13 protein-coding genes are annotated in these 13,617 nt (G+C 59.6%); 7 read left to right on the top strand and 6 right to left on the bottom strand.

Features of this window, described 5'->3' with window-relative positions; translation table 11 throughout:
• The first annotated feature begins 335 nt into the window (after window positions 1-335).
• A complete protein-coding gene (locus PY650_RS20800; RefSeq protein WP_285881449.1) occupies window positions 336-2,048 on the top strand; it encodes a DEAD/DEAH box helicase in 1,713 nt (570 codons plus the stop codon).
• Between the two features lie 271 nt (window positions 2,049-2,319).
• Here PY650_RS20800 and PY650_RS20795 read toward each other — a convergent pair whose 3' ends face one another.
• Window positions 2,320-2,781: a MarR family winged helix-turn-helix transcriptional regulator gene (locus PY650_RS20795; protein WP_285881437.1), complete on the bottom strand. Its 462-nt coding sequence runs from the start codon at window positions 2,779-2,781 to the stop codon at window positions 2,320-2,322.
• A gap of 127 nt (window positions 2,782-2,908) precedes the next feature.
• Here PY650_RS20795 and PY650_RS20790 point away from each other — a divergent pair, with 127 nt between their 5' ends.
• A complete protein-coding gene (locus tag PY650_RS20790) occupies window positions 2,909-3,286 on the top strand; it encodes a nuclear transport factor 2 family protein (protein ID WP_285881436.1) in 378 nt (125 codons plus the stop codon).
• Window positions 3,287-3,343: 57 nt separating this feature from the next.
• Here PY650_RS20790 and PY650_RS20785 read toward each other — a convergent pair whose 3' ends face one another.
• The gene (locus tag PY650_RS20785; protein WP_285881435.1) at window positions 3,344-4,237 is read right to left on the bottom strand and encodes a DMT family transporter; all 894 of its coding nucleotides are present in this window, start codon (window positions 4,235-4,237) and stop codon (window positions 3,344-3,346) included.
• 400 nt (window positions 4,238-4,637) lie between these two features.
• Here PY650_RS20785 and PY650_RS20780 point away from each other — a divergent pair, with 400 nt between their 5' ends.
• Genes PY650_RS20780 through PY650_RS20770 form a run of 3 tightly spaced genes read left to right on the top strand, consistent with a single transcriptional unit; the run spans window position 4,638 to window position 7,836 of the window.
• Window positions 4,638-6,047, top strand: a complete 1,410-nt coding sequence (locus PY650_RS20780; protein ID WP_285881447.1) for a circularly permuted type 2 ATP-grasp protein — start codon at window positions 4,638-4,640, stop codon at window positions 6,045-6,047.
• Between the two features lie 7 nt (window positions 6,048-6,054).
• Window positions 6,055-6,999: an alpha-E domain-containing protein gene (locus PY650_RS20775; protein WP_285881434.1), complete on the top strand. Its 945-nt coding sequence runs from the start codon at window positions 6,055-6,057 to the stop codon at window positions 6,997-6,999.
• 12 nt (window positions 7,000-7,011) lie between these two features.
• Window positions 7,012-7,836, top strand: coding sequence for a transglutaminase family protein (locus tag PY650_RS20770; protein WP_285881433.1), 825 nt, complete (start codon window positions 7,012-7,014; stop codon window positions 7,834-7,836).
• A 111-nt stretch (window positions 7,837-7,947) separates the two neighbouring features.
• On the opposite strand, the gene PY650_RS20765 is transcribed toward PY650_RS20770, so the two are convergent.
• On the bottom strand, window positions 7,948-8,424 hold the full coding sequence (locus PY650_RS20765) for a cupin domain-containing protein (RefSeq protein WP_285881432.1): 477 nt from the start codon (window positions 8,422-8,424) through the stop codon (window positions 7,948-7,950).
• A gap of 505 nt (window positions 8,425-8,929) precedes the next feature.
• Window positions 8,930-9,682 (bottom strand): hypothetical protein, encoded by a 753-nt coding sequence (locus PY650_RS20760; protein ID WP_285881450.1) that lies wholly within the window; start codon window positions 9,680-9,682, stop codon window positions 8,930-8,932.
• 16 nt (window positions 9,683-9,698) lie between these two features.
• On the opposite strand from PY650_RS20760, the gene PY650_RS20755 reads away from it, so the two are divergent.
• Window positions 9,699-9,944, top strand: a complete 246-nt coding sequence (locus tag PY650_RS20755; RefSeq protein WP_285881445.1) for a helix-turn-helix transcriptional regulator — start codon at window positions 9,699-9,701, stop codon at window positions 9,942-9,944.
• 20 nt (window positions 9,945-9,964) lie between these two features.
• Window positions 9,965-10,204: a helix-turn-helix transcriptional regulator gene (locus tag PY650_RS20750; protein WP_285881443.1), complete on the top strand. Its 240-nt coding sequence runs from the start codon at window positions 9,965-9,967 to the stop codon at window positions 10,202-10,204.
• Window positions 10,205-10,351: 147 nt separating this feature from the next.
• Here PY650_RS20750 and araD read toward each other — a convergent pair whose 3' ends face one another.
• Together araD and PY650_RS20740 are read right to left on the bottom strand one after the other, a co-directional pair.
• Complete coding sequence (araD, locus tag PY650_RS20745; RefSeq protein WP_285881431.1) at window positions 10,352-12,097, bottom strand: L-arabinonate dehydratase; 1,746 nt, start codon at window positions 12,095-12,097, stop codon at window positions 10,352-10,354.
• 63 nt (window positions 12,098-12,160) lie between these two features.
• Window positions 12,161-13,594, bottom strand: coding sequence for an aldehyde dehydrogenase family protein (locus tag PY650_RS20740; RefSeq protein WP_285881430.1), 1,434 nt, complete (start codon window positions 13,592-13,594; stop codon window positions 12,161-12,163).
• Window positions 13,595-13,617: the final 23 nt, after the last annotated feature.

Genomic DNA, 13,617 nt, shown 5'->3' with positions numbered 1-13,617 from the left:
GATCGCAAGGCCGAATATCTCCATTCGACGCAAACGAAAACGATCCGGATGGTCCGACGAATTCGCAAGAACTGTCATCGCTCAAATGCGATAGCCCTGAAGCTTTCGCCCACACCCCTTGACTTTGGCGCCGAATAAGACCAAATGCGCCTCAGCTTTCACCTTCCGGCCGCCGCGTGAGCGTGCCCTGCGGGACTTGACGTACGCAAGAGAAGGACAAAAGCGCTTTGAAATGAGACCGCAACCAAGGCGGTCGGATGCGCTGGAAAGCATTTTCCAACAAACAAGTTCCCACTTCACGCGGGGTTCTTGACGCCAGAGACAGACCGGACCGCATGGTGCGACCCGGCCTACTTGCTTTGGCGCCCCCGAAAGGTATTGAATTGACCAATTTTCACTCGCTTGGTCTCTCCAAGCAGATCGTCGATACGCTGTCGCAGAACAATTTCGCGACGCCGACGCCGATCCAGTCACAGGCCATCCCGCTTGTTCTTCAGGGCCGCGATATCATCGGCCTCGCCCAGACTGGCACCGGCAAGACCGCCGCTTTCGGCCTGCCGATCATCGAAATGCTGCTGAAGGACGCGAAGCGCCCCGACAACCGCACCGTCCGTACGCTCATTCTCGCCCCCACCCGCGAACTGGTGAACCAGATCGCCGATAACCTTAAGCTCTTTGTCCGCAAGACTCCGCTGAGGATCAACGTCGTGGTCGGCGGCGCCTCGATCAACAAGCAGCAGCTCCAGCTCGAACGCGGCACCGACATCCTCGTCGCGACCCCCGGCCGCCTGCTCGACCTCATCAACCGCCGCGCCCTGTCGCTCGGCCAAGTCAGCTATCTCGTTCTCGATGAGGCCGACCAGATGCTCGACCTCGGCTTCATCCACGACTTGCGCAAGATCGCGAGGCTCGTGCCCGCCAAGCGCCAGACCTTGCTGTTTTCGGCCACCATGCCGAAGATGATCGCCGATCTCGCTTCCGACTACCTGGCCGATCCGGTCAAGGTGGAAGTGACCCCGCCCGGCAAGGCGGCCGACAAGGTCGAGCAATATGTCCACTTCGTCGCCGGCCAGAACCACAAGACCGAGATCCTGAAGGAAACGATTTCCGCCAATCCGGATGGCCGCGCCATCGTCTTCCTGCGCACCAAGCACGGTGCCGAGAAGCTGATGAAGCATCTCGACCACGTCGGCTTTGCCGCCGCCTCCATCCACGGCAACAAGAGCCAGGGCCAGCGCGAGCGCGCGCTCAAGGCCTTCCGTGACGGCGAGGTCCGAGTTCTTGTCGCCACCGACGTCGCCGCCCGCGGCATCGATATTCCCGGCGTTTCGCATGTCTATAACTACGACCTGCCGGAAGTGCCGGATGCCTATGTCCATCGCATCGGCCGCACCGCGCGCGCTGGCCGCGATGGTATCGCCATCGCTTTCTGCTCGCCGGACGAAATCCGCCTGCTGCGTGATATCGAGCGCCTGATGGGCATCGAAATCGCCGTTGCCAGTGGCGAAGCTCCGGCTGACCGTGGCCGTCCGGCTCGCGGCAAGAACCGTGGTGGTCAGGCTCGCGGTGGCCAGGGTCAGGGCCGTGGCACCGGCCAGGGACGTCCGGAAGGCCGTGCCGCTCGCCCTGCTCGTCGCCCGTTCCATGACAACGAAAACGGCGAAGCTCGCGGCCAGACCGGCGAGCGCCACGAGCGCCGTCCGCGCGAGGACCGTCCGCAGCGCGAGAACAATCGCAATGCCGACTTCCGCGGCCAACGCCGCAACGAGCGCACGCCGCGCCCGGAAGTGGACAACGATCTTGTTTCGACGTCAGATTTCCGTCCGGCCAAGAAGCCGCATCATAGCGGCCAGGCCAATGCCAATGGCGCAGCCCACGAAGCCGGCGCCCATCGCGGCCAGCGTCATGCTCATGGCCGCCCCTCGGGCCGGCATAACGAGGAGCGCGGACAGGGCCACGCTCACGGCGAACACCGCGAAGGCGCAAACGGCGGCATGAAGCGCCGCGGACCGCGCAACGGCAACGGCCAGCGCCGCGAACGCGCTTGATAGAATGATGGAAGGGGCCGATAGCCTGGCCCCTAACCGAAATATTGAACTAAAGTCGATTTGAATGTCGAACCGCTTGCAGCACAGACACTGCAAGCGGTTTTTCTTTTCGCGGAGTGCCTATCGTTGCGAGCCGTAAAACGTCTTCGCCAAATCATTCCTTTGATCGCGCCCGCCACCGACCAAAGCGCCACCGACCAAAGCGGACCTGAAGCCTGCCCGGCCCTATCCAAAGGCGAGAGGCCCCCGCTGAAGCGCGGAAACGCAAACTTTACGATGTTGGCGATGACGGCTCCGCGCTCGTGATTTGATCCAGATTTGCAAGCAGCCGGGTGAGCAGCGCGACGAGTTGTGCCGATTCTTGTTTTGTAAACCCATCCATTGCGTCACGATTTCCTTTGAACAGAGTTTCAATCGCGTCGGGCATCCGGGCCTGCGCGGCCTTCGTAAGAACGATCCGGCTGCTTCGCCCGTCGTCCGGGTGGGGTGTTCGCTCAATCAAACCGTCTCGCTCCATGCGAGCGAGCATTTGGGCCATCGGCGGCTGTTCGACCTTGGCGAAGCGGGCGAGCTCGCGTTGCGTGCTTGCTTTCCCATTCTGCAGCGCGACCAGCACTGGCAAGTGGCCGACGCCGAACCCAAGCGGCTTCAGGCGCGCCTCGCTTAGACGGGCGAATCCGCGCGCAGCAAGACTGATGAGATGCCCCGGCGTCAAAAGCACGTCGTCTTCCATCTTCCGCCTATCCTCTGTCTCTGGTTGACCGCAAACTACATATGTACGTATATATATTGACGGGCGAGCTGGCAAGTTCGGCGCTACACAGCCCAACGATCCTTTTAACCAACCTTGAGGAAACGATATGTCGGAGACTGACACGCAACTCATCGAGCGCATCTACGACCGCTTCAACGCCAGAGACATCGACGGTGTCCTTGTCGAGCTTGCCGATAATGTTGCTTGGGCAAACGGTATGGAAGGAGGCCACGTTTTTGGCCATGACGCTGTGCGCGCTTATTGGACACGCCAGTGGGCGGTCGTCAGTCCGCATGTCGAGCCGGTGGCAATTCAGACAACGGACGATGGTGTGATCGCCGTTGAGGTGATCCAGTCCGTGTTCGATCTCGAAGGCCGGCCGCTGACAGGGCAAACCCATGGGCTGAGGGACAAGAAGGTGATGCACATCTTTCGCATGGAGAACAGCAAGATCGTTCGCTTCGACATTAAGGACATCCCCTAGGCCGCTAGCGAGGTCGTGTCATGGACGAAGTAGCCTTTGAGCGACTGGCCGGCCGCCCTATTCCGGCACCACGTCCGCCATTCGCCGATTGGTCAAGTAGACACCGATCACCACGATCAGGGTCCCGACAACAACAGGCAGGGTCAAGGGCTCGCCGAAGACAATTGCCGCTTCGATGGCGACGGCGGGTGGCATTAGGTAGATCAGCGAAGCGGCGCGCGACACCTGCCCTCGGCGGATAAGGTAGAGCAACAGGCCGACCGCGCCCATCGATAGGCCGAAGACCGACCAGAGCAGAGCAAGGATTGCCTCATGCGTGCCGTCGAAATGCAGGTTTTCGAACGTTAACGCCAGGGGCACGGTGACAATGAGCGCACCGACATATTGCAGCGTTGCGATGGTTCTAAGGTCTCCAGTCTGCAAATGACGCTTTTGATAAAGTGTGCCATAGGTTACCGAGACCATCGCCAGCAGATTGACCCCGAGCGGGATCGCCGATTGCCAGAGATTGGCGGTATCCGCTGTCAAAAGCTTCGGCGAGATGGCGATCGCAATGCCGACGAAGCCGAGCAGCAGGCCGAGGCGCTGCGCCGGCTGCAGGCGTTCCCCGACCAGGTAAGGCGCAGCCATCGCCGTCATCAGCGGCTGCATGGCCGCGATAATGCCCGAAATTCCCGCTGGCACGCCGCTCGCAATCGCCCACCAGAGACCGCCGAGATAAAATCCGTGCAGAAAGATGCCGGAATAAATGGCGCGGAAGACGCTGGACCAATCGCGCGGCCATTTCGCGCCGGTAAAAGCGCAGAGCAGGACGAATGCAAGCGCGGACAAGCTGTAGCGGATCATGAGGAAGGTGAACGGGCCCGAATGCATCGCTGCATATTTCGCAACGATCCAGCCTGTAGACCAAAGAAAAACGAAGATCGCCGGCGCGAATGTGTCGAGGGACATGGGGGCTCAGACTGAAATTGATTTTGCAGGCTCGAATCGGGTTCGAATTGAAACCGGAACGTCGCTTGTGCGAAGGGCACCCGCTGATAACCGAAGACGGTCGAAGCGTCAAAATCGAACCGCTGAAAACAACCATCAATTTTTCTTCATGTCTGTCCGTGAACACCCACGCTCGAAGAAATTCGGTATGTCGTAGGGTGCAGCGACTATAAAAATAAGCAAATGCTCAGATTTTGATCGCAACCCGGCGGCAATAATCTCTCATTTACTGGTGCGAGCGCCCCAAATGCCTGGAAATCCAGCATTTTTGGCAGGTTCGAAATTCATGACCTGAATCGCGCATACTTCTTGCATTGTCAAAACGGTTGTATTCAAATGAGAAAAAATGGGGACCGCACCTTTGGCATTTGATGAAATGATAACTGCGGAGGAATGTCCGCGCGCGCCTTACGAAAAATACTTCGAGTGGTACTCCGGCCAGGACAGAGGCCATCTAATTGCCAAGTCCCGGGATGCGGAAAACATCTTCCGAAAAACCGGCATTACCTTCGCAGTCTACGGACACGAGGACTCAGCCGAAAAGCTCATCCCCTTCGACATCATCCCGCGCATCATTTCCGGCCGCGAATGGCGCAAGCTCGCCCAGGGCATCGAGCAGCGGGTCATCGCGCTCAACGCTTTCCTCGACGACATCTACCACAAGCAGGAAATCATCCGCGCCGGCCGCATCCCGCGCGAACTGATCGAGAAGAACGACGCCTTCCTGCCGGAGATGATCGGCTTCCGTCCCCCGGGCGGCGTCTATACCCACATCGTCGGCACCGATATCGTACGCACCGGCGAAGACCAGTTCTACGTGCTTGAGGATAATGCCCGCACGCCCTCCGGCGTCAGCTACATGCTGGAAAACCGGGAAACAATGATGCAGATGTTCCCGGAGCTGTTCCATCAGAACAAGGTTCAGCGCGTCGAGGACTATCCGCTGCTGCTGCGCCAGAGCCTCGCCTCGCTCGCCCCTCCCGGCTGCAAGGGCAAGCCGCGCGTCGCCGTCTTGACCCCCGGCATCTACAATTCCGCCTATTACGAACATTCCTTCCTCGCCGACATGATGGGCGTGGAGCTGGTCGAAGGTTCGGACCTGCGCGTCATCGACGGCAAGGTGAAGATGCGCACCACACGCGGCTATGAGGCGATCGACGTGCTCTACCGTCGGGTGGACGACGACTTCCTCGATCCCCTCACCTTCCGCCCAGATTCGGCCCTCGGCATCCCTGGCATCATGGACGTGTATCGGGCCGGCCACATCACCATCGCCAATGCGCCCGGCACGGGCATATCCGACGATAAGGCGATCTATTCCTATATGCCGGAGATCGTCGAGTTTTACACCGGCCGCAAGCCGATCCTCGAAAACGTCCCGACCTGGCGCTGTTCCGAGCCCGACAGTCTGAAATATGTGCTGGAAAACCTGGCCGATCTCGTCGTCAAGGAAGTTCATGGCTCCGGCGGCTACGGCATGCTTGTCGGACCGACCGCCTCGAAGAAGGAGCGGAACGAGTTTGCCGAGAAGCTGAAGACCAAGCCGAACAATTATATTGCTCAGCCAACCTTATCTCTGTCGACCGTGCCGATCCTGGTAAACAAGGGCATAGCCCCTCGCCACGTCGACCTGCGCCCCTACGTCCTCGTTTCCGACAAGGTGCGGATCATCCCCGGTGGCCTCACTCGCGTCGCGCTGAAAGAAGGCTCCCTGGTGGTCAATTCCAGCCAGGGCGGCGGCACAAAAGATACCTGGGTTCTGGAGGACTGAGACGGACATGCTGGGAAGAACCGCAAATGGCCTCTACTGGATGTTCCGTTACATCGAGCGTGCCGAAAATATAGCCCGCCTGGTCGATGCCGGCCAGCGGATGTCGCTGACCCGCAGTGGGGCAAACGAGGACGACGACTGGGACGGCGTACTGCAAAGCGCCGGCGTGCGTGAAGCCTATGACGAGGTGCACACTAAGCTGACTGGCGCCGACGCGATCGACTATCTGATGCGCGACCGCTCCAATCCCTCGAGCGTCATGTCCTGCATCGATTATGGCCGCAACAACGCCCGCATGGTCCGCACGGCGCTCACCCGCGACACCTGGGAGGCAACGAACGAATGCTGGATCGAGTTAAAGGCGTTGCTGGGCAAGCGCCTGAAGACCGCCGAGGTGCCGGAGATGATCGAGGTCATCAAGCGCCGCGCCGGATTGATCCGCGGCGCGTTTCACGGTTCGATGCTGCGCAACGAGCTTTACAACTTCGCCCGCATTGGCACCTTCATTGAACGCGCCGACAATACTGCGCGCATACTCGACGTGAAATACTACGTCCTGCTGCCGTCGATCTCGCATGTCGGCTCTTCGCTCGACAATGCCCAATGGGAATCGATCCTGCGTTCGGTCTCTGCCCATCGCGCTTATAAATGGGCGTACGATCCGGAATACAAGCCGGCCAATATTGCCGACTTTCTCATCCTCAACGGCCAGATGCCGCGTTCGCTTGCCTATTGCTACGAAAAGATCGTCAGCAATATCAACTATCTCGGGGCCGAATACGACAAGCGGCTCCCGGCGCACGACACCGCTGACGCCATCCGCAAGATGCTGCAGACGCTCACGATCAAGCACATCATGGATCAGGGTCTGCACGAATTCCTGGAGGATTTTGTGTCGCGCAACAACAAGCTCGGCGCGGAAATCTCCGATGGTTACAGGTTCTATGAATAAGCGGATCACATTATGAGACTGACGATCAGCCATACCACCGAATACCGCTATGACGAACCGGCGCAATTTTCATTGCAGCGACTGCGGTTGACGCCGCTGACCGGCCCTGGCCAGACCGTCCTCGACTGGAAGCTAACGGTCGAGGGTGCTCATCCGGAGGTAGAATACGACGACCAGTACGCCAATCGCGTGACGCTCGTCTCACTCGACGGCCAACAGGAAGCGACCCGGATCATCGCCGCTGGCGAGATCGAAACGCAAGACCTGAACGGCGTAGTCGGCCAACATAGCGGTTTCACTCCGCGCTGGCTCTTCCTCAGGGAAACACCACGCACCAAGGCTGGCAAGCTGACCAAGGAACTCTTGCGCAGCCTTTCCGGCGATAATGAACTCGCCAAGATGCATGCTCTTATGGGGGCGATCCACCGCGCGGTGGAATACAAGCCCGGCACCAGCGACACCGAAACGACCGCCGAACAGGCGCTGGAAATGAAGAGCGGTGTCTGCCAGGACCACGCCCACATCTTCATTGCCGGCGCTCGAGCGCTACAGATCCCGGCCCGCTATGTCTCCGGCTACCTGTTGATGGAAGGCACTGCCGAGCAGACCGCCACCCATGCCTGGGCCGAAGCGCATGTTCCCGGCCTCGGCTGGGTCGGCTTCGACCCGGCCAATGATGTCTGCCCCGATGCGCGCTACGTTCGCATCGCCACCGGCCTCTGCTATCGCGACGCCGCGCCCGTCTCCGGCATGCGTGTCGGCACGCCGGGCGAAAGCCTCGCGGTCAAGGTGACGGTGGCGAGCCAGGGACAAAGCCAAAGCCAGAGCCAGAGCTGATATCGGCATCTTCGGGGTTCGCTGCGGCAAGGGATATTCTGTGGCGACCGACCAACACCGGCCGATTCCGGTCGCCAAAGGCACGGTCGTGGCTGCTTGGGACATTCGAGTTTAGTGCAACTCGCCATCGGGCATTAGGAGTTCCAGCCCGTTGCGCCGCCCGATTTCTACCACACGCGCAATATCGGGCAACTTTCCGCCCGGTGGCGGCAAATCGCACGTGCCTAGAGGCATCGCTGCGCCTGCTTCGGTGAAAAAGCCGTCGTGAACGCGACCGGGCGAATTGATGATCAGAAGTCGTCCCGGCGCCGGACCGATATTGCGGAACGCATGGATTGCGCCCGTTGGTATCTTGACGAAGCTTCCCGTTCGCGCCTGGACCGTTTCGCCGTCGACCATGAATTCGAACAGGCCTTCCAGAATATAAAACGCCTCATCGTCATCAGGATGCCTGTTCGGCGGCGAGCCGGCCCCTGGCGCCGTCAGTGTCTCGATAAGGCAATAAGCCCCACCCGTATCGGGGCTGTGCGCATGAAAGCGAAAAAGACTGCCAAAGAGGTGATAGATATCTGCCTGCAGGGTCGACATGGTGATCCCCCGGATGTCGGGTTAAAGATGCCATCCTCAGGCACTATATCATGGACTGCTGATCGAAGCAGCGCAGCCGGAAGCAGGCCCTGAACATGCGCCGTAAACCTGCCGACGGCAGCGACCGAAAGCATGTTGCGCAAAAGTGCGCAGCGGTTTTGCGATAACGACATGCGCAAAATCAAGAGCCTGATTTAGTCGCGGTGCAAGGCGTGATCGCAGACAGCATGCTTCGGCGACATTTGTGATGCCCGGAATGATAAATTGTCATCCCATCCTTCTGTCGCCATGAGAACGCGCGCGCTGAGGAACGCGCCGAGCAGCATATCAGCAAAGGTGGCAGCATGACCCAATTCACCGCACTTCAAATGCGGCAAGCCTGTATGGGGTGATCGTTCAGACGCCCGCCGATGCATTCAGTCCAAAACCGTCTAGTCGCTAGGCCCCTGTCCTGACACTACAACCTTGGTGCAGAAATCAACGCCGTCCTTCCCCTTTTTCCCGGTCAGCGTCCATTCAACTCCAGAAGATCGAGCAGGATCGAACGCAATTCCAGCCAGGGGGTCTCGGCGCCCATAGCGCCCGGGTCCTCCATCTCGATCAAGCAATGCAATTTCGCCGTCAGGTCCTCGATCGAACGAGCAGGCATCTTTAACAATGTTGCCGCCAGATCGATGGCCCGGGCACCAGCCTTGTTTTCAGCTGCGTGGGCAGCGCTATAACCCAGCTTGGCATCGGCTGTGTCCCATGCGTTTCGAGCTCGCGCCAGTTCAGATTTCGCGCGGTCGCGAAGCCCTTCCATCTCGACGCCAGGAAGCCAGCGATCAGTTTCCTCCGCCGTACGCGCGAAAACAGGAGCAGACCGGCCAGGAACGGTCAGTTCAACGTGCGGAAATCCTCCGGCCATTTGCATAAGCTTCCTTTCCAAACGTTGCTGTCGCCGGCACAGTTTATCCTGCAGCATTCGGGCGGCATACCAGCTCTCCCAGGCCTCAAGGATGGTATCATCACTGGTGCTGGAGTCCGGACCTTGGATTAGGCTTTGCGAGATTTTCGCGGTTGGGTTTGCAAGAAAGCCTGTCACGGCTGACAGCAAGTTATTTCTGCACGCGTTTGTAGACAAAATTCTGCTACTCTCAGAATCACCCATGATCCGAGCTCCCGTAAGCTTGGTTGTGGTCAGGCTGGAGTCGGTGGTCGAATCACCGGTTTCAGCCGTTATGGGTGTTTTCATATCAGGTTGTTGTAAAATCTTCAATGAGAAATCGAAAAAAATGAGCGGAATAACCGGAGCTCAAATTAGGGCGGCAAGGGCGCTTCTCCGATGGACCGCAGAAGATCTTGCGAAAGCTGCAAGTATTGGTGTTACGACGATACGCCGCTCAGAATCGGAAGACGGACAGCCATCGATTACAGCGGCCAACCTAAAGCTGATCAGGATAACCCTGGAGGAGGCTGGTATCGAGTTTATCGCACGTAACGGAGGTGGGGTCGGCGTGCGATTCAAGACGCCGGATTGACGAACAGTGGCCTTCTTACAATGGAGCAATGCCGTGGGGCACGGGCTATGTTGGGCTGGAGTCAAACGGAGCTTGCAAAAGCTGCTAACGTTTCTCGTCAAACTATTGCTGATTTTGAACGTGGGGCGCATATGCCCATCAGTAACAATCTCTCGAGTATCATCGCGGCTTTTCAAAAAGCTGGAATTGAATTCATCAGCGAAAACGGCGGCGGCGCCGGGGTGCGCTTCGCCAAACCAAAAGCAGACGGCTCAGAATGAATCGACGTCTTACCGGTTAATTTGATAGTGTTGACCGGCATAATTTGGAGCGCAAGGAGCGAATCTTAATAATTGCGATCCAATGCGCTTTAGGAAAAAGAGCGGAACTCTCGTCCCGCCCTTTCGCGATAATTCCAGGCAACGATCTCAGTGGCTGTCGCGGTTCATCGGGATGTCGGAGCCGCGTGGGCCAACCAGGAAGTCCAGGTCGGCGCCGGTGTCAGCTTGCATGACGGTCTTGACGTAAAGGCCGCCATAGCCGCCGACGAGCGGCTTGACCGGAGAAACCCAGGCGGCGCGGCGCTTGGCGAGTTCTTCGTCCGACACTTCGAGCTGGATCGTGCGGGCCGGCACGTCGACCGAGATCATGTCACCATTTTGAACCAGCGCCAGCGGTCCACCATCGGCAGCTTCCGGAGCCGTATGCAGGATGACGGTTCCGTAAGCCGTGCCGGACATGCGCGCGTCGGAAATGCGGATCATATCGGTGATGCCCTTCTTAAGCACCTTCGGCGGCAGACCCATGTTGCCGACTTCTGCCATGCCCGGATAACCCTTCGGACCGCAGTATTTCAGCACCATGATGCAGTTCTCGTCGATATCGAGGTCCTCGCGGTTGATGCGGGCGTGGTAGTCCTCGATGCTTTCGAAGACGACGGCGCGGCCCTTGTGCTGCATCAGATGCGGTGACGCTGCGGACGGCTTGAGAACAGCGCCCAGCGGAGCCAGGTTACCGCGCAGAACCGCGATGCCGCCCGACTGCGTCAGCGCCTTCTCGCGCGACACGATGACGTCCTCATTGTAGTTGACGACGTCCTTGACGCCGGCCCAGATGGTATCGCCGGTGACGGTGATTGCATCCTTGTGCAGCAATCCCATCTCGCCGACCGCCTTGATGACGACAGGCAAGCCGCCGGCATAGTAGAACTCTTCCATCAGATATTTGCCGGAAGGCTGCAGATTGACGATGGTCGGCACTTCGCGACCGAGGCGATCCCAATCGTCGAGCGACAGATCGACGCCGACACGGCCGGCAAGCGCGAGCAAATGCAGAACGGCATTGGTCGAACCGCCGACGGCGCCGTTGACGCGGATCGCGTTCTCGAAAGCTTCCTTGGTCAGGATATCGGAAGGCTTCAGGTCTTCCTTGACCATATCGACGATGCGGCGGCCAGAAAGCTGCGAAATGACGCGGCGACGCGCATCGACTGCCGGGATGGCGGCATTGCCCGGCAAGGTCATGCCGAGGGCTTCGGCCATCGACGCCATGGTCGAGGCGGTACCCATCGTCATACAGCTGCCAGCCGAGCGGGCCATGCCCTGCTCCGCATCCATGAATTCCTCCAGCGTCATTTCGCCGGACTTGACCATTTCCGAAAACTGCCAGACCGCCGTACCCGAGCCGACATCCTTGCCCCGCCACTTGCCGTTCAGCATCGGGCCGCCGGAAACGAGAATGACCGGAATGTCGACCGAGGCTGCACCCATCAAAAGGCTCGGAGTGGTCTTATCGCAGCCGCCGAGCAGCACGACACCGTCGACAGGATTGCCACGGATCGCTTCTTCGACATCCATCGCCGCGAGATTGCGGAACATCATCGCCGTCGGGCGAAGCGTGCTTTCACCCGTCGAGAAAACCGGGAATTCCACCGGGAAACCACCGGCTTCGTAAACGCCGCGCTTAACGCGCTCGGCGAGATCCCGCAGATGCGCGTTGCAGGGCGTCAGCTCCGACCAGGTATTACAGATGCCGATGATCGGCCGGCCGTCAAACGTGTCTGCCGGCAAGCCCTGGTTCTTCATCCAGGAACGGTGCATGATCGCGTTCTTGCCGGTGCCGCCGAACCAGTCGTAGGACCGCAATTTGCGCGGCCATTCTGCTTTCTTCTTCATAGTCTCAGTATCCTTTGGGTCGCCCAGGTCACCTCGTTCGCGCCTGGGCCTTGAAATCGATGATCAGGCGAGCGTGTAAGCCGTCTTGACCGTGGTGAAGAACTCGGCGGCGTATTTGCCCTGCTCGCGCGGACCGAAGGACGAGCCCTTGCGGCCACCGAAGGGCACATGGAAATCGACGCCCGCCGTCGGCAGGTTCACCATCACCATGCCGGCTTCAGCATTGCGCTTGAAATGCGTCGCATGTTTCAGGCTTGTCGTGGCAATGCCGGACGACAGGCCGAACGGCGTGTCGTTGGCAGCGCTGAGCGCCTCTTCGTAATCCTTCACGCGAATGACCGAGGCGACCGGCCCGAAGATCTCTTCGCGGCTGATGCGCATCTGGTTCGTCGCTTCGGTAAACAGCGTCGGCTGCAGGTAGAAACCGGGCGTTTCGCGGCGGATGAGTTCGCCGCCGAAGGCGAGCTTGGCGCCCTCCTGCTTGCCGATCTCGATGTAGTCCGTATCGGTCTTCAACTGCTTGGCGTCGACAACGGGACCGATATGGGTGCCGGCCTTGATGGCATTGTCGACGTTCAGTCCCTTCAGCTTCTCGGTCAAAGCCGCCACGAACTTGTCGTGGATGCCTTCCGTGACGATCAAGCGCGAAGAAGCGGTGCAGCGCTGGCCGGTCGAGAAGAAGGCGGAATTGGCCGCGGCCTCGACGGCAACCGTCAGATCGGCATCGTCAAGGACCACCATCGGGTTCTTGCCGCCCATTTCGAGCTGGTACTTGCGGCCATGCTCGACGGAGGATAGCGCCACACGCTTGCCCGTGCCGACCGAACCGGTGAAGGTGATGCCCGAAAGAACCGGACTGTCGAGCATCGCCTGGCCGACGACCGAACCCTTGCCCATAACGAGGTTCAGCACGCCCTTCGGCAGGCCGGCGCGGTGGAGAATATCGACGATCGCCCAGGAACAGCCGGGCACGAGATCGGCCGGCTTGAACACGACGGTATTGCCGTAACAAAGCGCCGGGGCGATCTTCCAGGCCGGAATAGCGATCGGGAAGTTCCAGGGCGTGATGATGCCGATGACACCGAGCGGCTCGCGGGTGATCTCGACGCCGATGTTGGGACGGACCGAGGGAACCACTTCGCCCGCAAGACGCAGCGCTTCACCAGCGAAGAATTCGAAGATCTGGGCGGCACGGATCGTCTCGCCGATCGCCTCGGGCAAGGTCTTGCCTTCTTCGCGAGCAAGCAGCGCGCCGAGCTCATCCTTGCGCGCCAAGATCTCGTCGCCAGCCTTCTTCAGGATGGTATGGCGCTCGAGAATGCCCGAACGCGACCAGGCGGGAAAAGCAGCTTTGGCCGCAGCAATGGCGTCGGCCACGTCCTGGACGCTGGCGCTGGCATAGAGACCGACAACCTCGTTGGTATCAGACGGATTGATATTTTCGGCGCCGCTCGCGCCGGTCCATTCGCCGGCGATCAGATTCTGATGAATGGTCATGGCTTCATGCCTCCCTGGATCTT

The sequence above is a fragment of the Martinezella calliandrae genome, from assembly GCF_030272695.1.
GTDB classification, from domain to species: Bacteria; Pseudomonadota; Alphaproteobacteria; order Rhizobiales; family Rhizobiaceae; genus Rhizobium; species Rhizobium calliandrae.
The sequence above is the reverse complement of the archived record's forward strand: the minus strand, read 5'-3'. Positions and strand labels throughout refer to the sequence as shown.